This is a genomic window from Kribbella sp. DT2 (genome assembly GCF_049844575.1).
GTDB lineage: Bacteria > Actinomycetota > Actinomycetes > Propionibacteriales > Kribbellaceae > Kribbella.
This window is the reverse complement of record NZ_JBNCLH010000011.1, coordinates 166,689-191,092: the sequence shown is the minus strand read 5'-3', so window position 1 is coordinate 191,092 and position 24,404 is coordinate 166,689. Positions and strand designations below refer to the sequence as shown.

Annotated in this window: 21 protein-coding genes and 1 tRNA gene; 12 read left to right on the top strand and 10 right to left on the bottom strand. The window is 69.5% G+C overall.

What is annotated here, in order from left to right; genetic code table 11:
* Window positions 1-72: 72 nt before the first annotated feature.
* The gene (locus tag ACLQ2O_RS36535; RefSeq protein ID WP_425841468.1) at window positions 73-1,839 is read left to right on the top strand and encodes an aminotransferase class V-fold PLP-dependent enzyme; all 1,767 of its coding nucleotides are present in this window, start codon (window positions 73-75) and stop codon (window positions 1,837-1,839) included.
* 8 nt (window positions 1,840-1,847) lie between these two features.
* On the opposite strand, the gene ACLQ2O_RS36530 is transcribed toward ACLQ2O_RS36535, so the two are convergent.
* The 3 genes from ACLQ2O_RS36530 to ACLQ2O_RS36520 all read right to left on the bottom strand — a co-directional run bounded on the left by ACLQ2O_RS36530 (window position 1,848) and on the right by ACLQ2O_RS36520 (window position 3,527).
* On the bottom strand, window positions 1,848-2,156 hold the full coding sequence (locus ACLQ2O_RS36530; RefSeq protein ID WP_425841466.1) for a hypothetical protein: 309 nt from the start codon (window positions 2,154-2,156) through the stop codon (window positions 1,848-1,850).
* The gene (locus ACLQ2O_RS36525) at window positions 2,153-2,452 is read right to left on the bottom strand and encodes a hypothetical protein (protein WP_425841831.1); all 300 of its coding nucleotides are present in this window, start codon (window positions 2,450-2,452) and stop codon (window positions 2,153-2,155) included. Before ACLQ2O_RS36525 ends, ACLQ2O_RS36530 begins: the two co-directional genes overlap by 4 nt.
* Before the next feature lie 70 nt (window positions 2,453-2,522).
* The gene (locus ACLQ2O_RS36520) at window positions 2,523-3,527 is read right to left on the bottom strand and encodes a LacI family DNA-binding transcriptional regulator (RefSeq protein ID WP_425841464.1); all 1,005 of its coding nucleotides are present in this window, start codon (window positions 3,525-3,527) and stop codon (window positions 2,523-2,525) included.
* Between the two features lie 202 nt (window positions 3,528-3,729).
* Here ACLQ2O_RS36520 and ACLQ2O_RS36515 point away from each other — a divergent pair, with 202 nt between their 5' ends.
* Genes ACLQ2O_RS36515 through ACLQ2O_RS36495 form a run of 5 tightly spaced genes read left to right on the top strand, consistent with a single transcriptional unit; the run spans window position 3,730 to window position 10,208 of the window.
* Window positions 3,730-4,632: a carbohydrate ABC transporter permease gene (locus ACLQ2O_RS36515; protein ID WP_425841462.1), complete on the top strand. Its 903-nt coding sequence runs from the start codon at window positions 3,730-3,732 to the stop codon at window positions 4,630-4,632.
* Window positions 4,622-5,500 carry a carbohydrate ABC transporter permease gene (locus ACLQ2O_RS36510; protein WP_425841459.1) on the top strand — a complete coding sequence of 293 codons (879 nt, stop codon included), beginning with the start codon at window positions 4,622-4,624 and terminating at the stop codon, window positions 5,498-5,500. Before ACLQ2O_RS36515 ends, ACLQ2O_RS36510 begins: the two co-directional genes overlap by 11 nt.
* Before the next feature lie 22 nt (window positions 5,501-5,522).
* Window positions 5,523-6,824, top strand: a complete 1,302-nt coding sequence (locus ACLQ2O_RS36505) for an ABC transporter substrate-binding protein (protein WP_425841456.1) — start codon at window positions 5,523-5,525, stop codon at window positions 6,822-6,824.
* Entirely contained in the window at window positions 6,821-8,842 is a 2,022-nt protein-coding gene (locus ACLQ2O_RS36500) for a hypothetical protein (protein ID WP_425841454.1), read from the top strand. Before ACLQ2O_RS36505 ends, ACLQ2O_RS36500 begins: the two co-directional genes overlap by 4 nt.
* A gap of 22 nt (window positions 8,843-8,864) precedes the next feature.
* Window positions 8,865-10,208 carry a Gfo/Idh/MocA family protein gene (locus ACLQ2O_RS36495; RefSeq protein ID WP_425841451.1) on the top strand — a complete coding sequence of 448 codons (1,344 nt, stop codon included), beginning with the start codon at window positions 8,865-8,867 and terminating at the stop codon, window positions 10,206-10,208.
* A gap of 499 nt (window positions 10,209-10,707) precedes the next feature.
* Here ACLQ2O_RS36495 and ACLQ2O_RS36490 read toward each other — a convergent pair whose 3' ends face one another.
* The 4 genes from ACLQ2O_RS36490 to ACLQ2O_RS36475 all read right to left on the bottom strand — a co-directional run bounded on the left by ACLQ2O_RS36490 (window position 10,708) and on the right by ACLQ2O_RS36475 (window position 13,290).
* On the bottom strand, window positions 10,708-11,217 hold the full coding sequence (locus tag ACLQ2O_RS36490) for a hypothetical protein (RefSeq protein ID WP_425841448.1): 510 nt from the start codon (window positions 11,215-11,217) through the stop codon (window positions 10,708-10,710).
* Window positions 11,218-11,469: 252 nt separating this feature from the next.
* A tRNA-His gene (locus ACLQ2O_RS36485) sits at window positions 11,470-11,542 on the bottom strand.
* Between the two features lie 46 nt (window positions 11,543-11,588).
* Complete coding sequence (gene orn / locus ACLQ2O_RS36480; protein WP_425841445.1) at window positions 11,589-12,197, bottom strand: oligoribonuclease; 609 nt, start codon at window positions 12,195-12,197, stop codon at window positions 11,589-11,591.
* Between the two features lie 103 nt (window positions 12,198-12,300).
* Window positions 12,301-13,290 (bottom strand): class I SAM-dependent methyltransferase, encoded by a 990-nt coding sequence (locus tag ACLQ2O_RS36475; RefSeq protein WP_425841442.1) that lies wholly within the window; start codon window positions 13,288-13,290, stop codon window positions 12,301-12,303.
* A gap of 59 nt (window positions 13,291-13,349) precedes the next feature.
* Between ACLQ2O_RS36475 and ACLQ2O_RS36470 the strand changes: the two genes are divergently transcribed.
* On the top strand, window positions 13,350-13,820 hold the full coding sequence (locus ACLQ2O_RS36470) for a GNAT family N-acetyltransferase (RefSeq protein ID WP_425841439.1): 471 nt from the start codon (window positions 13,350-13,352) through the stop codon (window positions 13,818-13,820).
* Window positions 13,821-13,874: 54 nt separating this feature from the next.
* On the opposite strand, the gene ACLQ2O_RS36465 is transcribed toward ACLQ2O_RS36470, so the two are convergent.
* Both ACLQ2O_RS36465 and ACLQ2O_RS36460 read right to left on the bottom strand, forming a co-directional pair.
* On the bottom strand, window positions 13,875-14,078 hold the full coding sequence (locus ACLQ2O_RS36465) for a cold-shock protein (RefSeq protein ID WP_012919747.1): 204 nt from the start codon (window positions 14,076-14,078) through the stop codon (window positions 13,875-13,877).
* Window positions 14,079-14,347: 269 nt separating this feature from the next.
* On the bottom strand, window positions 14,348-15,145 hold the full coding sequence (locus tag ACLQ2O_RS36460; RefSeq protein WP_425841434.1) for an alpha/beta hydrolase: 798 nt from the start codon (window positions 15,143-15,145) through the stop codon (window positions 14,348-14,350).
* Window positions 15,146-15,269: 124 nt separating this feature from the next.
* Between ACLQ2O_RS36460 and ACLQ2O_RS36455 the strand changes: the two genes are divergently transcribed.
* Window positions 15,270-16,226 carry a GlxA family transcriptional regulator gene (locus ACLQ2O_RS36455; RefSeq protein ID WP_425841431.1) on the top strand — a complete coding sequence of 319 codons (957 nt, stop codon included), beginning with the start codon at window positions 15,270-15,272 and terminating at the stop codon, window positions 16,224-16,226.
* A 52-nt stretch (window positions 16,227-16,278) separates the two neighbouring features.
* Here the strand turns inward: ACLQ2O_RS36455 and ACLQ2O_RS36450 are convergent, their stop codons facing one another.
* Window positions 16,279-17,721, bottom strand: a complete 1,443-nt coding sequence (locus ACLQ2O_RS36450) for an MFS transporter (RefSeq protein ID WP_425841428.1) — start codon at window positions 17,719-17,721, stop codon at window positions 16,279-16,281.
* 47 nt (window positions 17,722-17,768) lie between these two features.
* Here ACLQ2O_RS36450 and ACLQ2O_RS36445 point away from each other — a divergent pair, with 47 nt between their 5' ends.
* The 4 genes from ACLQ2O_RS36445 to gcl all read left to right on the top strand — a co-directional run bounded on the left by ACLQ2O_RS36445 (window position 17,769) and on the right by gcl (window position 24,395).
* Complete coding sequence (locus tag ACLQ2O_RS36445) at window positions 17,769-18,206, top strand: MarR family winged helix-turn-helix transcriptional regulator (RefSeq protein WP_425841425.1); 438 nt, start codon at window positions 17,769-17,771, stop codon at window positions 18,204-18,206.
* A 77-nt stretch (window positions 18,207-18,283) separates the two neighbouring features.
* Window positions 18,284-21,541 (top strand): glycoside hydrolase family 97 catalytic domain-containing protein, encoded by a 3,258-nt coding sequence (locus tag ACLQ2O_RS36440; RefSeq protein WP_425841422.1) that lies wholly within the window; start codon window positions 18,284-18,286, stop codon window positions 21,539-21,541.
* 243 nt (window positions 21,542-21,784) lie between these two features.
* Window positions 21,785-22,603: a hydroxypyruvate isomerase family protein gene (locus ACLQ2O_RS36435; RefSeq protein WP_425841419.1), complete on the top strand. Its 819-nt coding sequence runs from the start codon at window positions 21,785-21,787 to the stop codon at window positions 22,601-22,603.
* Window positions 22,604-22,619: 16 nt separating this feature from the next.
* Window positions 22,620-24,395, top strand: coding sequence for a glyoxylate carboligase (gene gcl, locus ACLQ2O_RS36430; RefSeq protein WP_425841417.1), 1,776 nt, complete (start codon window positions 22,620-22,622; stop codon window positions 24,393-24,395).
* Window positions 24,396-24,404: the final 9 nt, after the last annotated feature.

Sequence of the window (24,404 nt, the reverse complement as noted above, 5' to 3'; positions counted from 1 at the left end):
TGCCACGACCCTAGCCACCAGCGCGCCACCAGGAACGAGACGAAAGTCACTCGGCGGCCTTACCCTGGCGCCATGGTGGAGCAGCGATCGGACGTCGATGGGCCGGCTGCCCGGCCGCCGTACGGTCCTGGCACGAGCATGCCGCCCGACACCCCACTGCTGCGCCGGATCCGTGGGTCGGTGATCGGGGACGACCAGGTGATGCCCGGTCCGTACGGCCCGCGCCGGGTCACCTACGCCGACTACACCGCCTCCGGGCGTGCGCTGACGTTCCTCGAGGACTTCATCCGCGACGAGGTGCTGCCGCGGTACGCGAACACCCACACCGAGTCCAGCGGCACCGGGCTGCAGACCACGCGGCTGCGCGAGGACGCCCGGCGGATCATCCACGACAGCGTCGGCGGCGACGACGAGACCGCGGTGATCTTCTGCGGCTCGGGCGCGACCGGCGCGATCGACAAGCTGATCGGCGTACTGGGTCTGCGGATCCCCGCGCAGCTCGACGACGAGTACCACCTGAGCGACGAGATCCCGCGCGACCAGCGGCCGGTCGTGTTCATCGGCCCGTACGAGCACCACAGCAACGAGCTGCCCTGGCGCGAGTCGATCGCCGACGTGGTCGTGATCGGGCAGGACGCCGACGGGCACATCGACATCCCGCGGCTGGAGGCCGAGCTCGTCGAGTACGCCGGCCGCCCGCTGAAGATCGGCTCGTTCTCGGCCGCCAGCAACGTGACGGGCATCGTCAGCAACACCCATCGGGTCTCCGCGCTCCTGCACCGGTACGGCGCCCTGTCGTTCTGGGACTTCGCCGCGGCCGCGCCGTACATCGAGATCGACATGTACGGCGGCCAGGCCGACGACCCGCTCGCGTACAAGGACGCAATTTTTCTGAGCCCGCATAAATTCATCGGCGGACCCGGCACGCCCGGCGTGCTGGTCGCGCGCCGGGAGCTGCTGCGCAACCGCGTGCCCGACGTACCGGGTGGTGGGACGGTCGCGTACGTGAACCCGACCGAGCACCGCTACCTCGACGACCCGGTGCACCGCGAGGAGGGCGGGACGCCGGCGATCATCGAGTCGATCCGGGCCGGGCTGGTCTTCCAGCTCAAGCAGGCGGTCGGCATCGACGTGATCCGGGCGCACGAGGACGCCTACCTGCGGCGTGCGGTCGAGGCGTGGCGTGCCGAGCCGCACCTGGAGATCCTCGGCAACCTCGACGCCGAGCGGCTGTCGATCGTGTCGTTCGTGGTGAAGGCGCCGTCGGGGCGGTACCTGCACCACAACTACGTGGTCGCGCTGCTCAACGACCTGTTCGGGATCCAGTCGCGCGGCGGCTGCTCGTGCGCCGGCCCGTACGGGCACACGCTGCTCAACATCGACCTGGCACGGTCGGCCGAGTTCGCCGAGGAGATCGAGCACGGCTGCGAGGGGATCAAGCCCGGCTGGGTGCGGGTCAACTTCAACTACTTCATCTCCGAGGCCGTCTTCTCGTACGTCGTGGAGGCGGTCCGCCTGGTCGCGCAGGAGGGCTGGCGCCTGCTCGGCGACTACCGCTTCGACCCGTCGAACGGCCTGTGGCGCCACCACCGCGGTTCGGTCGAGCCGCCGATGCGGCTGTCGCAGGTCGGCTACGACCGCGACGGCGCCCTGCGCTACCCGCGCCACGACACCACTGCCCCGGAGTCGGCCCTGGCCGGCTACCTCGCCGAGGCCCGCGAGCTCCTGGACGCCTGCCAGCACGCCGACACCGAGGCCGAGGGCACGGTCAACACCGACTTCGACCAGCTCCGCTGGTTCGACCTCCCGAGCAGCTGCCTGTCACCGGTTGTTCGGTAGGGCGCTGCCTACCTGGTCGGCGTCGGCGTCGGAGTTGGAGTTGGGGTAGTGCGGTGCTTGGCGCATTCCTGGTCCCACTCCGGGACCCGGATCAGACCGGGGTCCGAGCTCGACGTACTGGCGAAGGCGAGGCCTTCGACGCAGATCCGGGCGACGTTGGGGAACTTGTCCGCGTTGCGGAACACCTCGACGTGGTCGACGTCGGCGATCCGGTCGGGCGGTGCGCCCTCGTCCCCACCGCGATCACCGAGCTGCTCGGAGCAGCCGGTGACCAGCAGCATCAGTACGGCGGCCAACGCGAGCGTGCGGGCTCTCATCTGTCCCTCCGATGGGCGGCGCAGAACGTGTCCCACTCGGGCACCCTCAGCAGGCCGGGGTCGGCGTCGGCGCCCTCGCCGCCGCGTGCGCCGCTCGACGTACTGGCGAAGGCGAGGCCCTGCACGCAGATGCGTGAGATGTTCGGGAACTGGTCAGCGTTCCGGTAGACCTCGACGTAGTCCACGTCGCCGATGTGGTCCGGCCGGTTGCCCGAGTCGCCGCCGCGATCGCCCAGCTGGTCAGGCGTGCAGCCTGCGACCAGCAAAGGAACCAGTACGACGGCCGCCAGCTTCATCCTCACCTGGCAAGTGTGGAGGGCAGTGGGTGCACCGGCTGGCGGACGGCAGGTTGCGGCCATCCGCCGGTCAGGCGTGGGTGGGCCGGCCGGTGCTTCCTCGGACCAGGAGCCGGGGGCGGAAGGCGGTGGCCTCGGCGGTGCCGGTGCCGGTGAGTTGGGTGTGGAGCTGGTCCCAGGCCTGCTTGCCGAGAGTGTTTCTCGGTACGGCGGCCGACGTCAGAGGTGGTGTGGTGAAACGGGCGAACGGGATGTCGTCGAAGCCGGTGATGGAGATCTGGCCGGGGACGGAGACGCCGAGTTCGTGCAGGCCGCTCAGGGCGCCGAAGGCGACCATGTCGTTGTAGGCGACGGCGGCGGTGGCGCCGCTGCTCGCGATCTCACCGGCGACGGCGTGGCCGTTCTCGAAGGTCGCGCCGCAGGGGATCTGCGCGAGCTCGAAGGCGCGGCCCTCCTCGGACAGGCGGGTCAGGGCGTCGAGGCGCTCGCGGTTCGACGTACTGGGTGGTGGGCCGGCCAGGTAGACGATGCGGCGGTGGCCGAGTGAGAGCAGGTGGGCGACCAGGTCCTGGATGCCGGCGGCGTAGTCGACGGACAGGGACGGTACGCCGGGGAGCTTGCGGTTGATCAGCACCAGTGGTGCGAGCTGCGGGACCAGCCGTTCGAGATCGGCGGTCGGCAGCCGGGGAGAAGCCAGTACGACGCCGTCGCAGCGCCGGCGGGCCTCGAGCGCGAGCACCTCCTCGTCCTCGACCTGCTCGTTCGACTCCGCGATCAGCAGCCGGTGCCCGTCGGCGCCGGCGGCCAGGCTCAGGCCGCGCAGCACGTCCTGGAACATCGGGTTCGACAGGTCGGGCACGATCAGCGCGATCGTCGCCGTTCGGCCGAGGGCCAGGCTGCGGGCGACCTGGCTCGGCGCGTAGTCCAGCGCGCGGGCCGCTGTGAGCACTCGCTCGGCAAGCTCGGGGGCGACCGTGGCGCGGCCGTTCATCACCCGGGAGACCGTCGCCCGGGAGACGCCCGCGGCCTCGGCAACCAGCTTGATGTTGGCCGACACCCTGGCGTTCTGATCCACCGCGCTCCTCCCCTCGGGCCGGCGGTCAGTGCCTCCGGCAGGGCAACGGTAGCTGCCAGAACGCGGTTTGGGAAACCGGTCTCTCGGCAATCTGTGGACAAAGATCTCCTTGTAACGAAACATTTTCGCTGTCGTTGATGAGGCATTGACACGTTTCAAGCTGGCCTGCTAGAAACCGGTTACTCGAACTGGAGGTGAGGCGTTGAGTGCCTACACGCGGTACAGCCAGCGCCGCCGTGACGCGGTTACCGGCTACATCTTTCTGACGCCGTGGCTGATCGGCCTGGTGGCGATCACGCTCGGCCCGATCCTCGCGTCGCTGTACCTGTCCTTCACCGACTACTCGCTGCTCAAGCCGCCGGAGTGGATCGGCCTGGCGAACTTCCAGGAGATGCTGACCGACCGGCGGCTGCACAAGTCGCTGCTGGTCACCTTCCAGTACGTGTTCATCTCGGTCCCCCTGCAGCTGCTGATGGCGCTCGGCCTGGCGATCGTGCTGAACAAGGGCATCCGCGGCCTCGGCTTCTACCGCTCGGTCTTCTACCTGCCGTCCCTACTGGCCGGCAGCGTCTCGATCGCGATCCTGTGGCGGCAGATCTTCGGCCAGGAAGGCCTGGTCAACGACCTGCTGGCCAAGGTCGGCATCGAGGGCCAGAGCTGGGTGGCGCACCCCGACTTCGCGCTGGGCACGCTGATCCTGCTGAACGGCTGGACCTTCGGTGCCCCGATGGTGATCTTCCTGGCCGGTCTGCGGCAGATTCCGACGTCGTACTACGAAGCGGCCGCCGTCGACGGCGCCGGCCGGTGGACGACGTTCGCGCACATCACGCTGCCGCTGCTCACCCCGATCATCTTCTTCAACCTGGTGCTGCAGGTGATCGGCGCGTTCCAGAGCTTCACGCAGGCCTTCGTCGTGAGCGGCGGCACCGGTGGGCCCGCCGACTCGACGCTGCTCTACACGCTCTACCTGTACGACGAGGGCTTCGGCTCCTTCCACATGGGCTACGCGTCGGCGATGGCCTGGGTCCTGCTGGTGATCATCGCCGTGCTGACCGCGATCAACTTCCTGTTCGCCAAGCGATGGGTGTTCTACGGTGACGAGTGAGACGCTGACCCGGGTCCGTGCCGGCCGCCCGCCCGGGACCGAACCGCGCGGCAAAGGCCTGCTCAAGCACGCGATGATCATCGTGTTCGGCTTCGTGATGCTCTACCCGCTGCTCTGGCTGCTGTCGAGCTCGTTCAAGCCGACCGAGGTGATCTTCCGCGAGCCGTCGCTGCTGCCGAGCAAGGTGCAGTTCGACAACTACACCGACGGCTGGACGGCACTCGCGCACCCGTTCCAGCACTACCTGCTGAACTCGGCGCTGATCGCCGTCCTGGCGATCGTCGGCAACCTGCTGACCTGTTCGCTGGCGGCGTACGCGTTCGCCCGGGTCGAGTTCCCGCTGAAGAAGCTGTGGTTCGCGCTGATGCTCGGCACGATCATGCTGCCGATCCACGTGCTGATCGTCCCGCAGTACGTGCTGTTCTCGAAGCTGGACTGGATCAACACGATCCTGCCGCTGGTGGTGCCGAAGTTCCTGGCCCACGACGCGTTCTTCGTGTTCCTGATGGTGCAGTTCATCCGCGGGCTGCCGCGCGAGCTGGACGAGGCCGCCCGCCTCGACGGCTGCGGGCACTTCCGGATCTACGCGCGGATCGTGATGCCGCTGTGCCTGCCGGCGCTGGCGACGTCGGCGGTGTTCACGTTCATCTGGACCTGGAACGACTTCTTCAGCCAGCTGATCTTCCTCACCGACCCGGACAAGTACACCGTGCCGGTCGCGCTGCGCTCCTTCATGGACGCCCAGAGCGGGACGTCGTGGGGACCGCTGTTCGCGATGTCGGTGGTCGCGCTGGTGCCGATCTTCGGCTTCTTCCTGGCCGGCCAGCGCTACCTCACCCGTGGCATCGCCACCACGGGGCTCAAATGACCACCGGACAAAGGACCCGATCATGAAGCACTCGTCGTACCGGCGGATCGCCGCGCTGGGACTGGCCGGTCTGCTGCTCGCGCTGCCAGGCTGCGGCGGGGACTCCGGGAGTGCCTCGGACGACCCGAACGCCCCGGTCACGCTGCGGTTCTCCTGGTGGGGCAACGCGGACCGCGCCGCGCTGACCCAGAAGGCGATCGACGCGTTCCAGACGGCCAACCCGGGCATCACGGTCAAGCCCGAGTACGGCGACTTCAACGGGTACTTCGACAAGCTGGCGACCAGCGTCGCGGCCAACGACGCACCGGACGTGATCACGCTCGGCGGCGCGTACCCGCGGGAGTACGGCGACCGCGGCGCGCTGCTCGACCTGGCCGAGGTCAAGGACACGCTGAAGACCGACAAGATCGACGCGGCGTCGCTGTCCAACGGGAACTTCGACGACAAGCAGTACGGCGTACCGACGGGCGTGAACGCGTTCGGCGTGGTGGTGAACCCGAAGGTGTTCAAGGCGGCCGGCGTGCCGCTGCCGGACGACAGCACCTGGACGTGGGACGACTTCCGCCGGATCGCGGAGCAGGTCGCGAAGGCGTCGCCGAAGGGTACGTACGGCGCGGAGGACCCGACGAGCGCCGACGTACTGGATCTGTACGCGCGGCAGCGGGGTGAGTCGCTCTACACCCAGGACGGCAAGGTCGGGCTGAGCGAGGGGACGCTGACCGAGTGGTTCACGATGACCACCGGGCTGCGCGACGCGGGCGCGACGCCGCCGGCCGCGGTGACGTCGGAGCTGGTCGGGCAGCCGGCGCCGGAGCAGAGCCTGATGGGTCGCGGGCTGGCCGGGATGCAGCTGGACTGGACGAACCAGCTCGGCGCGTTGCGCAAGGCGTCGGGCTCGGAGCTGCAGTTGCTGCGGGCTCCTGGTGAAGGCGCGGCGACCAAGCCGGGCATGTGGTTGCAGGCCTCGCAGATCTACACGATCAGCGCGCGGACCAAGCATCAGGAGGCGGCCGCGAAGCTGGTGAACTTCCTGGTGAACGACCCGGCCGCGGGCAAGATCACGCTGGCGAACCGCGGTATCCCGGCCAACTCCGACGTGCTCGCCGCGGTGAAGCCGTCGCTGCCGAAGGACGAGGCGGTGTCGGCCGACTTCATCGCGGCGATCGCGCCGAAGGTCGGGCCGGCGCTGATCATCGGGCCGACGGGGTCGACCGAGAGCGTGAAGATCCTGGAACGCACGAACGCGGAGGTGCTGTTCAACCGGCAGCAGCCGGGGCAGGGCGCGAAGCGGTTCCTCGAGGAACTGGGGGCGGCGATTCAGTGACCTCGATCGACCGGCAAGCGCTGGTAGAACGGCACGACGTCCACCTGGTGGGCGTTGTGCCGGAGTCGCCGTTGTCGGTGGGGAACGGGGAGTTCTGCTTCACCGTGGACGTGACGGGGCTGCAGACCTGGCCGAAGCGGTACCCGGTGGCGCCCCGGACCGGCGACGATCCGGCCGGCTCGCTGCTGGGGACGTTGTCGCAGTGGGGGTGGCACAGCTTTCCGGGGTCCTACGCGTTGAGCGAGACGCAGCGGGCCTACCCGACGCCTCGGGGTCCGGTGCCGTACGTCGATCTTGGTGGCGAGATGGATCTCGGGACGACCTCCGAGCCGCGGCAGACGCCGGCCGAGGAGTGGCTGCGGGCGAACCCGCACCGGCTCGAGCTGGGGCAGATCGGGTTCGTGCTGCCAGGGTCGCCGGAAGACGCTCGACAGCGGCTGGACCTGTGGGGCGGGGTGATCGACAGCTCGTTCATCGTCGACGGGCACGACGTGCGGGTGCGGACGCTGTGCGCGCCGGACGAGGACGTGATCGCCGTCCGGGTCGAGTCGATGGCGCGACTCGGCGTACGGTTCGCCTTCCCGTACGGGTCGGGGGCCTGGAGCAACGGTGCGGACTGGGACCGGCCCGGGGAGCACACGACGACTGTGCACGAGGTGGCCGGTGGCTGGCAGCTCGAGCGGCGGCTGGACGGCACGCGGTACTGGATGACGGTCGGTGCCGAGGACGCGCGGCTGGAGCAGATCGGGACGCACGAGTTCTTGCTCAGGGCAACGGCTGAGGTGCTGGAGCTGCGGATCGGGTTCTCGGGGGAGCAGCGCGACGTACCGGCCGGGTTCGGGGAGCTGGAGACGGCCTGCCGGTCGTCGTGGGAGAGGTTCTGGGAGTCCGGGGCGGCCGTCGCGTTGGAGGGAGATGCGCGGGCCGTCGAGATCGAGCGACGGGTGGTGCTGTCGCAGTACCTGACGGCGATCAACTGCGCGGGATCGGTGCCACCGCAGGAGACCGGGCTCGTGTGCAACAGCTGGCGCGGACGGTTCCACCTCGAGATGCACTGGTGGCACGGCGCGCACTTCGCCTTGTGGGGAAGGCCGGAGCTGCTCGAGCGGAGCCTGGGGTGGTACGAGCGGATCCTGCCGGCGGCGCGGGAGACCGCGCGACTTCAGGAGTACGACGGCGTGCGGTGGCCGAAGCAGGTCGCGCCGGACGGGCGGGAGAGTCCGAGCAGCATCGGTCCGTTCCTGGTGTGGCAGCAGCCGCATCCGATCTACCTGGCGGAGCTGATTCGGCGTACGGGGCCGGCGGACGCGGTCGAGCGGTACGGGCGGGTCGTGCTGGAGAGCGCGGAGTTCATGGCGTCGTACGCGGTGAAGACCTCGCGCGGGTACCAGCTGGGGCCGCCGCTGATCCCGGCGCAGGAGTCGTACTCGGCGATCCGGGGCGAGCTGGTGAACCCGACGTTCGAGCTGGCGTACTGGCGGTGGGCGTTGCTGGTCGCGCAGGAGTGGCGATCGCACCTCGGGCTCGCGCCGGAGCCGCGGTGGGCCGAGGTGGCCGACGGACTGGTGCCTGCGCCGATCCGCGACGGGTGTTACGCGGCGATCGAGGGGGAGCCGTGGACCGTGCGTGGGGATCATCCGTCGATGCTCTACGCGCTCGGGGTGGTGCCGGACACCTCGTACGTCGACCACGCCGTGATGCGACGGACGTTGGCCGGCGTACTGGGTGACTGGGACTGGGAGAGTACGTGGGGGTGGGACTACCCGGCGATCGCGATGACGGCCGCGCGGCTCGGGGAGCCGGAGCTCGCGGTGGACGCATTGTTGCTCAAGGCCACCAAGAACGGCTTCCTGCCGAACGGGCACAACCGGCAGACACCGTCGCTGCCGGTCTACCTGCCGGGCAACGGCGGCGTGCTCGCCGCGGTCGCGTTGATGGCGGCGGGCGCCGACGGTGTCGCCCCCGCGTTCCCTCGCGACTGGACTGTCCGCCACGAAGGACTGCACCGCTCACCATGAACCCACCACCCCAAGGAGACTCGTGACGCTCCCCAAGAATCGCCGCTACGCCCTGGTCGGCACCGGCTCGCGGGCCGGCATGTACGTCGACGCGCTGACCACGACGTACGCCGATGTCGGCACGCTCGTGGCCTGGTGCGACACCAACCCGACGCGGATGGCGTACTACGACCAGGTGGTGACGGCGGCCGGCGGGACCGCGCCGCCGCACTACGGGCCGGACGACTTCGCGCGGCTGCTCGAGGAGCAGCGGCCGGACGTCGTGATCGTCACGTCGCCGGACGCGACGCACCACCGGTATGCGACAGCTGCTTTGGATGCGGGCTGCGACGTGGTGGTGGAGAAGCCGCTGACGACGTCGCTCGAGCCGGCCCAGCAGATCGTCAAGGCGGTCGAGGGATCGTCGGGGGACCTGGTGGTGACCTTCAACTACCGGTACTCGCCACGCAACAGCGAGGTCCGGCGGCTGATCGCGTCCGGGGCGATCGGCAAGGTCACCTCGATCCACTTCGAGTGGGCGCTGGACACCGTGCACGGCGCCGACTACTTCCGCCGCTGGCACCGCCGCAAGGAGATCTCCGGCGGGCTGCTCGTACACAAGTCGAGCCACCACTTCGACCTGGTCAACTGGTGGCTCGCGGACGTGCCCGAACTGGTCGTCGCGGCCGGCGGTCTGCGCTTCTACGGCGACAAGAACGCCGCCGAACGCGGGCTCACGGATCGCCCTGCCCGCTCGGCCGGGTCCCCGGCCCTGTCCTCGGATCCGTTCGCCTTGGACATGGCAGCCGACGAGAAGCTCCGCGCGCTCTACCTGGACGCCGAAGCCGACGACGGCTACCTCCGCGACCAGGACGTGTTCAGCCCCGGCATCACCATCGAGGACAACATGGGGCTGCTCGTCACGTACCGCTCGGGCACGATCCTGACGTACTCGCTCAACGCCCACGCGCCCTGGGAGGGTTACCGGGTCTCCATCAACGGCACCGAGGGCCGACTCGAACTGGAGGTCGTGGAACGCAGCTTCGTCGACCCTGTGGACCGAGCAGTGGATCCAAGCGTCAACCCCGATGACCCCACAGCCACCGCGACCAACCCTCGCCCCGCGGGCGAGCGCATCCTGCTGCAGCGTCACTGGGAGCCCGCGCAGGAGGTCCCCGTCCCTGCCGGCGAGGGCGGCCACGGTGGCGGCGACAACCACCTGCTGGACGACATCTTCCGTCCGACCTCCACCCCCGATCCCCTCCACCACCGAGCCGGCTACCAGGACGGCCTTCGCAGCGTGGCCGTAGGCATCGCCGCCAACCGCTCGCTGGAGACCGGCCGGCCGGTCAGTATCACGGAGTTCGGTCTGCCTTTGGACCGCTGACGTCGGTGTGTGCGCACCGCACCCTCCCAGTACCGGGTGAGGGTGCGGTGCCCAGCCAACGTCCAGCCAGGAGAGGGCCGACACCCACCACTGATCAACCAGTACTTGTAGCTGGTCCACACGCTCAGGTACCTGCGCGAACCAGTCCCAACGCCCGTTGTTCAGTGGCGGAGGTCGACGGTGCGCCGCTCGAAGCGCTGGTCGCCGGACGGGCTTTGTCGTCGTCGTTGCCGTTGCCGTTGCCGCCGCCGTCGGGTGCGCGCGGGTACGCCGAGTAAGCGGGGGAGTGCGGCTTGGCGGCCTGGCGATCTGCGTGGGCGGATGGAGTTGCTGATGCGGTGCAGCACTCGCCCGGGGCGGCTGATGCGGGCGGCGCCGGGCCGAAGACGCTCGGGAGGTGGTGGCGCTCGGGTGGCGGGGCTGGGTGCCGCGGGGCCGTGGGGTTCGGCGTCGTGTGTGCGGCGGGCACACAGCGGAGGGTTCGCGCGGTGGCCGGTGGTCAGGTGCCGTCGGTGCGGGCGGAGTTGGCTAGGGCCTGTTGGTAGCCGCCGGTGGGGGTGGGGGTCCAGAGGGTGCCGTTGATGATGAGGGTGCGGGTGCCTAGGGCGCGGGTGGCGGTGGCCAGGACTGGCTTGCGTTGCCAGGTGCAACCGGTGCGGTAGGCCTGCTGGGTTACTCGGACGGCTACTGCGCCGGGGCCCTCGGCGTACGTGGTGGCTCGGAGGGAGCGGGTGCAGCCGGCGGGGGTGGCGACGACGAGGACGAACTGGCGGTCGTCGGCTACTACGGGGCGGATCTCGAAGACCTTGGCGACGGTGGTCTTCGGCGCGGGAGAAGCGCTGGGCGTGGGGACCGCCTGGGTGACCGCGGGTGGGGCCGGTGCGGGGTCGGGCTCGGAGGAGCCGAAGACTTTGGAGAGGACGAACACGCTGAAGGCAAGCAGGCCGATCAAGAAGGTCACCACGACGGCGACCCCGTAGACGAACCACACGCTGCCTGACGACTTCATCCAGAAGATCTTCTCAGGCGCACAAGCTCAACGTCGGGAGAGAAACGCGCACAACAGCGGCGAGCAACCACAGCAGCCGAGCGAAGCGAAGGCGCAGCCCGGCAGCGGCGGCCGGCCACGGAGCCGAGCGAAGCGAAGGCCCCAGGGGGTGCGGGTGGCGAAGCCCCCGCCCGGCAAGCGAAGCGCAGCCGCACAAAATGCCGAAGGCGACCCGTCCGCGCTTTCCGCGGACATGGGTCGCCCTCGCCTGAGGGTGAGTAACGGGACTTGAACCCGCGGCCCCCTGGACCACAACCAGGTGCTCTACCAGCTGAGCTATACCCACCATTGCCGCCCTGACTGCGACGGCTGGGTAATCATAGCGAGGTTGGTCAGTTGTCGGAAATCGGGGTGGCGACGAGGCTGGCGGCGGCCCGGGCGGTGTCGGAGTCGGGCCCTGGCTGGGTTACGAACACGGTCTGCCGGTAGTAGCGGAGCTCGGAGATCGACTCGGTGATGTCGGCCAGTGCGCGGTGGTTTCCGGTCTTGGCGGGCGTCGCGTAGTAGACGCGCGGGTACCAGCGGCGGACGAGCTCCTTGATGGAGCTGACGTCGACGTTGCGGTAGTGGAGGTGGGCTTCGACCTTCGGCATGTCGCGGACGAGGAAGGTCCGGTCGGTGCCGACGGAGTTGCCCGCGAGGGCGGCCTTGCGGGGTTCCTTGACGTAGCCGCTGATGAAGTCGAGCACTTGCTGCTCGGCGTCGGCGAGGGGGATGCCGGCGGGCAGTTCCTCGAGCAGGCCGGAGGCGGTGTGCATGTCGCGGACGAAGTCACCCATCTGCTCCAGCGCCTGCGGGGGTGGGGCGATCACGAGGTCGATGCCGTCGCCGAGGACGTTGAGTTCGTAGTCGGTGACGAGCACGGCGACCTCGATCAAGGCGTCGTTCGCCAGGTCGAGGCCGGTCATCTCGCAGTCGATCCACACCAGCCGGTCATTCATGGGCACTCACCTTACGGCGCGTCCCCCGCAAGGTCGCGCCCGGCAGCCGTATTGCCGGGCGTGGCGGGGTGCGCCGGGGGTGTTCTGGTACGTCGTACGCGGGTCAGCTGGGTGCGTGGCCGAGGTGGATGCTGCGGGCCGAGAGGGCGGCCAGGTCGGTACGGCGGCCGAGGTAGTGCGGGCTGTCGGGGTCGAGGAGTTGGTGCCAGACGGCGAGGTCGTCGGCGTCGAGCACGGGCATCTCCGGGGTGGGCGAACCGTGCCCGTGCTCTTGACCGGGCCCGCGCTCCTCGCCGCGTCCGTGCTCGGGCCCGCCGCCCCCGCCGTGGCCGTGCCCGTGGCCGTGGCCGTGTCCATGGCCGTGCCCGTGGCCCGCGGCCTCGGCGGTCGGGTCGAGGCGGGCGACGCGGTGGCGGAGTTGGTCGATGACCTGGTCGCGATCGGCGTCGGACAGCGGGACAGGCTTCTCGGTGAGGATGGTCCGAGTTGTGACGCCGGTCAGGCCGGCTCGCTGGAGCGCGTCGGTCCAGCCGTACGGCATTGAGACGGATCCGGGGATGCTTTCGCGCATGGCGGCGAACCAGCGGTCCTGAGTCACGTCGAGGCGGAGTTCGAGGCCGGGCTCGCCGAGGCCGAGGTCCCACGGGAGCATGCGCGTTGGGAGACCGCCCTCGGCGAGGGCAAGGCGACCGCCGGGCGCGAGGAGCAACGCCAGGGCCGAGACGGAGGCCTGTTGGTCTGCGGCGTGGTGCACCGACGCTGACGCCCAGATCAGGTCAGCTGGGGCGCCGATGGCGGCGCGCAGTGGTTCGGGGCCATCGTCCATCGAGACGAGCTCGCAGCGGACCAGACCGCCGGTGTGTTCGCGGGCCTGGCGGAGGACTTCCTCGTCGGCGTCGAGGGCGACGACTGTGGCTTCCGGTACGGCGGTTGCGAGGGCCTTCGCCATGCCGCCGCCTCCGCAGCCGACGTCGACGATCAGGCGGTCGGTGGGGCGGACCAGCTCGGCGGCGACCAGGGCGTTCCACCCGGCTTCGTCGGTGGCGGACTTGCGCAGGTGCTCGGCGTGAGCGGCCCAGTCGATCTCGGTCATGCCGCCAGTGTCGCGGATCACGCGGGTCGCCCTGGGTCACGTCGTCGTACGGTGTGCGGATGATCGCGACGAGGTTCTCGACCGCGCGGCTGGAGTTGGTGCCGTTGGTGGTCGAGTACGCCGTGGAGATGGCGGGGGTGCTCGCGGCGCCGGAGCTCTACAGGTTCACCGGGGGTGAGCCGCCATCGGTGGAGCGGCTGACGGAGCGCTTCCAACGACAAACGGCGGGGCCGGGGCGGCCGGGCGAGTACTGGCTGAACTGGGTGATCAGCCTGGACGGCGTGCTGGTCGGCTACGTGCAGGCGACGGTTACTGACGTGGCAGAGGTCGCCTGGGTAGTTGGGAAGGAGTGGCACCGGCAGGGGATTGCCAGAGAGGCAGCGGTGGGGTTGGTGCAGTGGTTGGGTGACGACCGAAAGGTCGTCGCGCACGTGCACCCGGAGCATGCGGCGTCGCAGGCTGTGGCCGAGGCCGCCGGGCTCAGTCGAACTGATCAAGTGGACGACGGAGAAGAGCTCTGGAGTAGCTGAAAACGGAACAGGCCCGCTCCGACGAACGGAGCGAGCCTGTTACGCGCGTTGGGTTCAGACCGGGCGGACGTTCTCCGCCTGCGGGCCCTTCGGGCCCTGGGCCAGGTCGAACTCGACCTTCTGGTTCTCATCGAGGGTCCGGAAGCCGTCCGTCGCGATCGCCGAGTAGTGCACGAACACGTCGGCGCCGCCGCCGTCCTGCGAGATGAAGCCGAAGCCCTTTTCGCCGTTGAACCACTTCACTGTTCCGCTAGCCATGATCTGCTCCTTTGGTGGGGCGGGTATCAGGTCCGACGGTTGCCGGCACCTGGGTTGCCGAACGAGCCCTCCCACCCGGACCGTGGCCCGGAAATGAGAAAAACGCCCTGCGGATCACAACCTCCGCGGGCGTTTCAAGAACGAACGTGGAACTGCAAAACTGCAACCGACGGAAACGGTAGCACGAAATCACTGCGAGTACAGAGGGTGCCGCCGCCGTGTCCGGGGGATCAACGAGTCCCCCGGACGGCGCAGGCCCGGCACCCGGCTCAGCGGGCGTGGTCGACGGCCCAGGCCAGCGCGTCGTCGGCGATGGTTTCCCACCCGGTCTCGGCCGGCATCAGGTGCGCGCGGCCGGGGTAGACCTTCAGTTCCGTTACAGTTTTGCCGGACTTGTAGTGCTTGAAGTTCGAGCGCTGGATGGCCGGCGGCATCAGGTTGTCGGCGCCGCCCGACATCAGCAGCAGGGGAGCGCGCCGGTCGTTGGCGTAGTCGACCCAGGTGGCCTGCTTGCCGGGCTTGAAGTTGGCCAGCACGCTGTCCCACAGGATCCGGCCGGAGGCCGGGACGTGGTACCGCTCGTACAACCGCCGCGACTCCTCCTCGGAGAAGGTGTTCGTGAACGCGTAGTGCCACTGCTCGTGGGTGTAGCCGATCGCCTTCTTGCGGTTCGCCGGGTTGTTCAGTACCGGGAAGGTCGCCTTCACCTGGTTCGGCGGGATCACCCGGACGCCCTCGGTCGGCGCGGAGTTGATCGCGACGCCGGCCGCGCCGTACCCGTGGTCGAGCAGGATCTGCACGAACGCGCCGCCGGCGGAGTGGCCGATCAGGATCGGCGGGGTGTCCAGCGCGCCGATGACCTTCTCGTAGTGGGCGATGATCTCCGGGACGGTGATGTCGCGGATCGGCGTCGAGTCGGCGTTCAGCGCCTCCACCTCGACCTCGTAGCCCGGGTACGCCGGGGCGATCACCGTGTAGCCGAGGCCCTCGTAGTGGGAGATCCAGTGCTCCCAGCTGCGCGGTGTGACCCAGAAGCCGTGGACCAGGACGATCGTGTCGGGTTTCATCTGTCTGTCCTCCTGAGAAGTGCTGCGGGCTGATGACTCGAGTCTTCGTCCACAGGCCCCTCGCGCACGCCCCGATCCAGGCCATACTTGCCCCAGATCAGGACACCGGATCAAGGGGGCCGAGATGGCGGACAGGCACCGGGTCGCGATCGCGGTGCTCGGGGGCACGATGGCGCTCGACCTCGCCGTCGCCGTGCAGGCGTTCGGGCGGCGGCCGACGATGTTCGACCGGATCCGTCCCGAGCCGGAGTCCCCGTACGACGTGGTGCTGTGCGGCCGCGCCGGCGTACCGACGTTCGGCGAGCTGCTGCCGATGGCCGAGCTGGCCACCGCGGACACCGTCATCGTCCCCGGGGTCGACGACCCGCTGGCGGCGCGGGACGCGGAGACGCTGGAGGCGATCGCGACGGCGGCCGGTGACGGCGCCCGGCTGATCTCGCTCTGCGCGGGCGCGTTCGTGCTCGGGTACGCCGGGGTCCTGGACGGGCACCGCGTCACGACGCACTGGGCGCTGGCCGACGACTTCCGCGCCGAGTTCCCGCGGGTGGAGCTGGCCGAGCACGAGCTGTACGTCGACGACGGCCAGGTGCTCACCTCGGGCGGCATGCTCGCGGCGGCCGACCTGTGCCTGCACGTGCTGCGCTCCGACCACGGCCAGTCGTACGCGAACGACATGTCCCGGCTGCTGGTCAGCCCGCCGCACCGCGCCGGCGGCCAGGCGCAGTACACGAAGATCATCGAGAAACCGCTGACCGGTGGGCTCGCGCCCGTCCTGGCGTGGATGCTGGAGCATCTCGACGAGCCGCTGTCCCTGCAGTACGTCGCCGACCACGCGCACATGAGCACGCGGACGCTGGCGCGCCGGTTCAAGGCGGAGACCGGGCAATCGCTGCTCGACTGGGTGGTGATGCGCCGGGTCGAGAGGGCGCGCGAGCTGCTGGAGGAGTCGGACCTGACCGTCACGCAGATCGCGTACGCCGCCGGCTTCGGCTCGACCGAGTCGTTGCGCCGGCACTTCCTGCTGAGCAGCGGGACCAGCCCGGGCGCCTACCGGGCGACCTTCAAGCTGGCGGCCGGCTAAGGGTGTGTCTCCCGATTCTCGCCTACTGCGCGAATCGGGAGACACACCCTAGCTACCAGGAGCCGCGGTGGTCCGGCACCATGAACGCGAACGGGATGATCAGCACCAGCACCGCCGCGAACACGATGAAGCTGTGCGCCTGCGCGATCCCCGGCGTCGCCGCGTGCGACAGGATCGCCGTGGTGACCGAGACCGCGATGATCCCGCCCGACTGCCGGAACATCCCGCGCAGCCCGGCGATCGCGGAGATCTGGTCGGGCGCGAGCTGCAGCGACGCGTTGTTCGACGCCGGGATCGACAGACCCATTCCGATGCCTGTCACGGCGGCGGCCGCGGCCAGCCACGCGTACGGCGTGAGGCCGTGCGGCGCCAGCGACATGATCGTCATCCCGCCCGCGACCAGCAGGAACCCGCCGATCATCGGTGCCCGGTAACCGGTACGGCGCAACGCGAACACGGCCAGCCCGGCGACACAGATCATCCCGACGGCCCTTGCCGTGAGCAACGTTCCGGCCTGCAGCGGCTGGATCCCGTAGCGGGCCTCGGCGTACAGGGGGACCAGGGCGCCGAAGCCGAGCACGGCGGCGCCGTACAGGAGGTTGATCGCGTTCATCACGCCGAAGCCGCGGCCGCGCAGCAGGCGGACCGGAATGAACGGGTCGGCGGCGCGGTTGGCGTGCCGGACGAACAGGAAACCGAACAGCAGCGCGAGCACCTCGCTGGCGATGAACAGCGGATCGGACGGCGAAGCGCCGCCGCTGCCGAGCGAGCTGACGCCGTACATGCCGAGCAGGATCGTCAGCGCGAGCAGGGCTGCTCCGACCAGGTCGATCCGGGCTGCCTTCTTCGGCGCGCTGTGCGGGACGAACTTCCACGCCAGCAGGATCAGGAGAACGCCGGCCGGGACGTTGACCAGGAAGATCTCCCGCCACGACCAGTAGGTGACGATCACGCCGCCGATGATCGGGCCGAGGATGCCGCCGATCGGGAAGATCGAGGTGAACATGCCGACCGCGCGGTCCCGGTCGCGGCCGAACTGCTCGGCGACGATCCCGGTCGCGGTCGGCATGAACGCACCGCCGCCGATCGCCTGGAACGCGCGGAACACGACCAGCAGGTAGATGTTGTCGGCCAGGCTGCAGGCCAGCGAGGCGACCGTGAACAGGACGGCGGCGAGCAGGAAGATCTTCTTCCGGCCGAACTGGTCACCGAGCCTCCCGGCGACCGGCATCACCAGGATCTGGCCGAGCGCGTAGATGGTGATCGTCCAGCCGGACCAGTTCAGCTGCGCGCCGAGGTCGCGCTGGATCGCGATCAGCGCGGTGGCGACGATGGTCTGGTCGATCGAGGCCATCAGCAGCGCGATCGAGACGATCGGGAAGACGATCCACCGCTTCGGCGACGGCTCGTCACCGCCGAGCGCGGCCGTGTCGGCAACTGTGGTCGGCCCATCGCTGGATGGGCCGGTATCGGCTGGGAGACTCTGGGGTTCCATCAGCAGTCAGAGTACATTGCTTGCCAGCAGGCAATAAAGGGGTAGAGATGTCCGACACCGAGACGTTGAACAAGTTGCGCGGCGTGATCTCGCGGCTCGCGCGGGAGCTCAACGCCACGGCCACCGACGAGGGCCTGACGCCGACCCAGGCGTCGGTGCTCGGCCTGATCGCGTTCCGCGGGCCGCTCGGCCTGACCGAACTGGCCCAGCTGGAGGGCCTGAACCCGACGATGGTCTCCCGCGTGATCGGCCGGCTGACCGAGCTCGGCCTGATCCAGCGCGACCCGAACCCGGCCGACCTGCGCGCCATCCAGGTCGAGGCGACCGCCCAGGGCCGCGAGCTCCAGGAGCGCATCAAGCTGCTGCGCACCGAGGCGATCGGCAAGTGCCTCGACCAGCTCCCGGACGACTCCGCCCGCACGATCATCGACGCGCTGCCCGCTCTGGAGGAGCTAGCCCTCGCGCTGCGATCCACGCACGGCTGACGGCCGGAGGGCTAGACACCAGCCGCCTGGACAGGGAACCTGTACAACGTTGTAACCCCTGGACAGATGAGGCGTGCATGAACCGTGAGGGCTCCCAGCGGACAAGACGGACCGGACTGCTCGCGATGGCGCTGGCTGTCATCGCCGCCGGAGCGGTGGTGACACCGGCGCAGGCCACGCCGCCGCCTCCCGGCGGTCTCGCGGAGGTCAGCGGACAGCACACCGAGACCGTCACCTCGCCGGACGGGAAGCTGCGGCTCGCCATCGGCAGCGAGGACGGCCGGCTCGCCTACAGCGTGCGGAGCCGCAACAAGGTCCTGGTCGGCGCCTCCGGACTCGGGCTGGACCTCGCCGGCCGGCCGAGCCTCACGCAGGGCATGACGATCGAGTCGGTCGAACGCCGTACGGTCGACGAGACCTGGAAGCCCGTCTGGGGCACCTCGAGCCAGGTCCGGAACCACGCGCGCGAGCTCACCGTGCACGCCGTCCAGGACGCGACCGGTTTCAAGCTCGACCTGGTCTTCCGGGTCTTCGACGACGGCGTCGGTTTCCGCTACCACTTCCCGGGCCAGCCCGGCCTGGACGACTACACGGTCACGGCCGAGCGGACCGAGTTCGCCCTCGATCCCGTGGCGCGGAGCTGGTCGATCGCCGCGGGCACGGACTGGAACGCCGACGAGAAGCACTACCGCGACCTGCCGCTGTCCGGCGTCGCGACGGCGCAGACCCCGATCACCGCCTCGCCGGCCGCCGACTCGTTCGTGGTCGTGCACGAGGCCGCGCTGATCGACTACCCGAGCATGACGCTGAAGGCCGTGCCCGGCCGGCCCGGGACGTTCGCCAGCGACCTGATCTCCCTGCCCGACGGCACCAAGGCCAAGCTGGCGGGCGAGTTCTCCACGCCGTGGCGCACGCTGACCGTGGGGCAGCGCGTCGGCGACCTGGGGGAGTCGCACCTGATCGAGAACCTCAACGACCCGTGCAAGCTCTGCAACGACACGTCCTGGATCAAGCCCGCGACGTACGTCGGTGTCTGGTGGGAGCTGCAGCGGCGCGACACCACCTGGACCGCCGGGCCGAAGCACGGCGCGACCACCGCCCGGGTCAAGCAGTACATCGACCTGGCCAAGGAGGCGGGCGCCAAGTTCGTCCTGGCCGAGGGCTGGAACACCAACGCCGGCGGCCAGTGGGCCGGTCAGGACTTCCTCACCCCGCAGGCCGACTTCGACCTTCCCGAGGTCCTGCGGTACGCCGCGGCGAACGGCGTCGGCTACATCGCGCACAACGAGACCCGCGGCGACGTCGACTACTACGACGCCAACCTGGAGAAGATCTTCAGTAAGTACGAAGAGCTCGGCATCCACGCGATCAAGACCGGCTACGCCACCAAGTTCCTGCTCGGCGGGGTGAACCGCAGCCACTACGACCAGGAGGCCGTCCGGCACTACCAGCGCGTGGTCGACGCGGCAGCCCGGCACAAGATCACCGTCGACGCCCACGAGGCGATCAAGCCGACCGGCCTCGGCCGCACCTACCCGAACATGATGACCGGCGAAGGCGTCGCCGGCATGGAGCAGCAGAACTACATGGGTGCCCAGGGCAACCCTCCTGCCCAGGCGACGATCCTGCCCTTCACCCGCTTCATGGGCGGTCCCGCCGACTACACGCCCGGCGTACTGAACGTGACCTGGGACCCGGCCCGGCTCGGGACCCGGGTGCAGACCACGTCGGCGGCGCAGCTCGCGCTGTACCCGACGTTCTTCAGCCCGCTGCAGATGCTCGCGGACACTCCCGAGAACTACGCCGCCCACCCCGGATTCGCCTTCCTGAAGGGCCTTCCGGCCAGCTGGGACGAGACCCGGGTCCTGGACAGCGTCATCGGTGACTACACCACGACGGCGCGGCGCAGCGGTTCCACCTGGTACGTCGGCGCGATCACCGACGAGAACGATCGCGTGCTGCAGACACCGCTGTCGTTCCTGCCGCGGGGCACGTTCGTCGCGGAGATCTACGCCGACGCCCAGGAGACGAGCTGGAAGGGCGATCCGCTGCCCGTCGAGATCACCCGGACACTGGTCAACTCGTCGACCCGGTTGTCCATGGCGCTCGCCGGAGCGGGGGGCCAAGCGGTCAAGCTCCGGCCCGCGACCGCCACCGATCTCCGCACTCTTTCCTGGTGCGCCGGGCCGCGGGCATCGTACGGAACCCCGACGGCCGTGCTCGATCCGACGACCCAGCAGCTCAGCGTGAAGGTCCCGATCGGCAACTCCGGCAGCACCGTCGCTGACTTCCAGGCCCAGGTGTTCGTCGACGGTCGAGCCAGCGGCCAGCCGCGCGGCGTCCGGGTCGCCGGCCGTGGAACCCGAACGGTCGAGTGGACCGTGCCCGCCTCCGAGGTGCCTGACCGGGACTTCCTGGTCGCGGTGGGTGCACCTGGCGGGCAGCGCAGCCGGACGGTCCGGGTGGCGCAGCCGCGATCGCTGCTCAAACTCGTTCCCGCACTGAGGCTGTCCGGAAAGCTGACGACGTCCGCGATGGTGCGGCTGGAGCTTCCGCTCGTGAAAGCGGAGAGCCAGCTCCTTCGCGGTGACGTGACCGGTCGATTGCTGGCGTTGCAGGATGCGCGGCTGACGCTCTACAGCCTTCCGGTCGCCGAGGTGAGTACGCCGGCCAGGACTGCCATCGACGACCTGCTGACCACTCGGCTCGGTGAGCCGCAGGGACTGTTCTCCTTGGCGCTGAAGGTGCGGCAGGCCGCCGTGGATCCGCGTCTCTTCGCCGAGCTGAAGGGTGCGATCACCGCGGCGGTCGCCGACGACCAGGCGGGGATGCAGTCTGCCGTCACCCGGTTCACAGCTCTGGTCGAGGCCGGCCCGATCGATCCCGCGGTCGCTGCCGAGCTGCTGACCGCCGCGGGAGTGTTCGCCACCGGGCCTCGTACGGTCGAGGCGGAGTCCGCGGAGTTGGTCAGCGGCGCTTGCCGCCGTACGGACCACACGGGGTACACCGGGACCGGCTTCGTGGCCTGCTTGAAGACCAAGGACAGCGGCGTACGGGTCGTCGCGCCGGTTGCCGCGGCCGGTCTCTACACAGTCAGCCTGCGCTACGCCAACGCCATCGGCACGACCCAGACGATGACGCTGGCCGGCGGGACGCGCTCGGTCCAGCTCTCGCTGCCCACGCTGGCGAACTGGGACACCTGGTCGAGCCGCGAGGCCGCCCTGCCGCTCGACCCGTCCACGCCGCTGACGTTCACTTACGGCCCGAACGACAACGGCAACGTCAACCTGGACTCGATCACGCTGGAGGCCGATCCCGGCGTCATCCGCCGGTGAGGTCCAGCCGACCTGCTGCCCGGCGTACGTCGTACTGGTCGGGAGCCGCTGACCAGATATAGCCGCAGCCGGGGCGGCCGCACTCGGGCCGATCCAACCACCCGGACGGGCGAGCGCTTTCCGGATTGCTTGGTAGGCAAGGCCTATCGCGGCATCGCAAATGTGACGTTGGTCATGCCTTGACCGCCCTGTGGGGTCGGCCTACTGTATGCGGTATACCGAGCCCCTCCGAAAGGCGGGACCATGGAGACTGCTGTGCCCAAGTTCGCCGTGAACTGCTCGCTCCTGTTCACCGAACTGCCTTTGCTGCAACGCCCTGCGGCCGCCCGATCCGCCGGCTTCGAGGCCGTCGAGTTCTGGTGGCCGTTCGACTCCGCGCTGCCGGGTGACGCCGAGGTCGACGCGTTCGAACGCGCCGTGCTCGAGGCGGACGTCCAGCTGACCGGACTGAACTTCGCCGCCGGTGACATGCCGGGTGGTGACCGCGGCCTGGTGTCCTGGCCGCAACGATCGCTGGAGTTCCGCGACAACCTCGCGGTCACGCTGGGGATCGGGGAACGCCTCGGCTGCCGTGCGTTCAACGCGCTGTACGGCAACCGGGTCGAGGGATTCGCACCCCAGGCCCAGGACGAACTGGCCGCCGAGAACCTCGCGCTGGCCGCCACCGCGGCCGGTTCCTTCGGTGGCGTCGTCCTGGTCGAACCGGTCAGTGGCGCCGAGCGCTACCCGCTGCTGACCGCGGCCGACGCGATCGCGGTGATCGACCGCGTGGTCGCCGAGTCCGGTGTCACGAGCATCGGGCTGCTGGCCGATCTATACCACCTGACCGTCAACGGGGACGACGTGAGCAAGGCGATCACGACGTACGCCGACCGGATCGCGCACGTACAGATCGCGGACGCACCCGGGCGCAACCAGCCCGGGACCGGCACGATCCCGATCGGCCAGCACCTCGGCGAACTCGCCGACGCCGGCTACGACGGCTGGATCGGCTTGGAGTACAAGCCTTCCGGCCCGACCGCCGACAGCTTCGGCTGGCTGATCGACCGCGAATCGTCCTGACCGACAAGGAGCTGCCATGCCTCGAATGACTGCCGCCCGCGCGGCGGTGGAGATCCTCCGGCGCGAGGGCGTCTCCCACCTGTTCGGCCTTCCTGGCGCCGCCATCAACCCGTTCTACGCCGCCGTCCGGGCCCAGGGCGAGCTGAAACACGTGCTCGCCCGGCACGTCGAGGGCGCCTCGCACATGGCCGAGGGCTACACCCGCGCCAAGGCCGGCAACATCGGGGTCTGCGTCGGGACCTCGGGCCCGGCCGGCACCGACATGATCACCGGCCTGTACGCCGCCTCGGCCGACTCGATCCCGATTCTGTGCATCACCGGGCAGGCGCCGGTGGCCAAGCTGCACAAGGAGGACTTCCAGGCGATCGACGTACCGTCCATCGCGCAGACGGTGACCAAGATGGCGGTCACCGTGCTGGAGGCCGCCCAGGTCCCGGGCACCTTCCAGAAGGCGTTCCAGGAGATGCGTGGCGGGCGTCCCGGCCCGGTGCTGATCGACCTGCCGCTCGACGTGCAGCTGACCGAGATCGACTTCGATCCCGACCTGTACGTCCCGCTGCCGATCGCGACGCCGCGCGCCAGCGTCGCCCAGGCGGAGAAGGTGCTCGACCTGCTGGCGGAGGCCGAGCATCCCCTGATCGTGGCCGGTGGTGGCATCGTGAACGCCGACGCGGCCGACCTGCTGGTCGAGTTCGCCGAGCTGAACGGCGTACCGGTGGTGCCGACGCTGATGGGCTGGGGCACGATCCCGGACGACCACCGGCTGATGGCCGGCATGGTCGGTCTGCAGACCGCGCACCGGTACGGCAACCGGACGCTGCTCGCCTCGGACCTGGTCGTTGGCATCGGCAACCGTTGGGCGAACCGGCACACGGGTGGGCTGGACGTCTACCGGGGTGAGCGCAAGTTCGTCCACATCGACGTCGAGCCGACCCAGATCGGCCGGGTCTTCGCGCCCGACCTCGGCATCGTGTCGGACGCGAAGGCGGCGCTGGAGACGCTGATCCACGTCACCCGCACCCGGATGGCGCAGGGTCCGTTGCCGGACCGCTCCGCGTGGGCCGCCGAGTGTCGCGAACGCAAGCGCACGCTGGTACGGCGTACCGACTTCGACAGCGTGCCGGTGAAGCCGCAACGGGTCTACCAGGAGATGAACAATGCCTTCGGACCCGACGTCCGGTACGTCTCCACGATCGGGCTGTCGCAGATCCAGGCCGCCCAGATGCTGCACGTCTACCGGCCCCGGCACTGGATCAACGCCGGCCAGGCAGGCCCGCTCGGCTGGACCGGACCGGCCGCGCTCGGCGTCGCGGTCGCCGATCCCGAGGCCACGGTCGTGGCGCTGTCGGGCGACTACGACTTCCAGTTCCTGATCGAGGAGCTCGCGGTCGGCGCGCAGTTCAAGATCCCCTACATCCACGTGGTGGTGAACAACGCCTACCTCGGGCTGATCCGGCAGGCCCAGCGCGGGCTGGACATGGACTTCTGCGTCCAGCTCTCGTTCGACAACATCAACACCCCCGAGCTCGGCGGGTACGGCGTCGACCACGTCAAGGTGGCCGAAGGCCTGGGCTGCAAGGCGTTGCGGGTGTTCGAGCCCGACGGGATCCTGCCGGCGCTGGAGGAGGCCAAGAAGCTGATGGTCGAGTACGAGGTGCCGGTCGTCGTCGAGGTGATCCTGGAACGCGTCACGAACGTTGCCATGGGCACCGAGCTGGACAACGTGGTCGAGTTCGACGAGCTGGACGGCGTGGTCAACCCGATCCCGACCGCTTCCGGGCTCCGAGACTGAAGAAGGAGG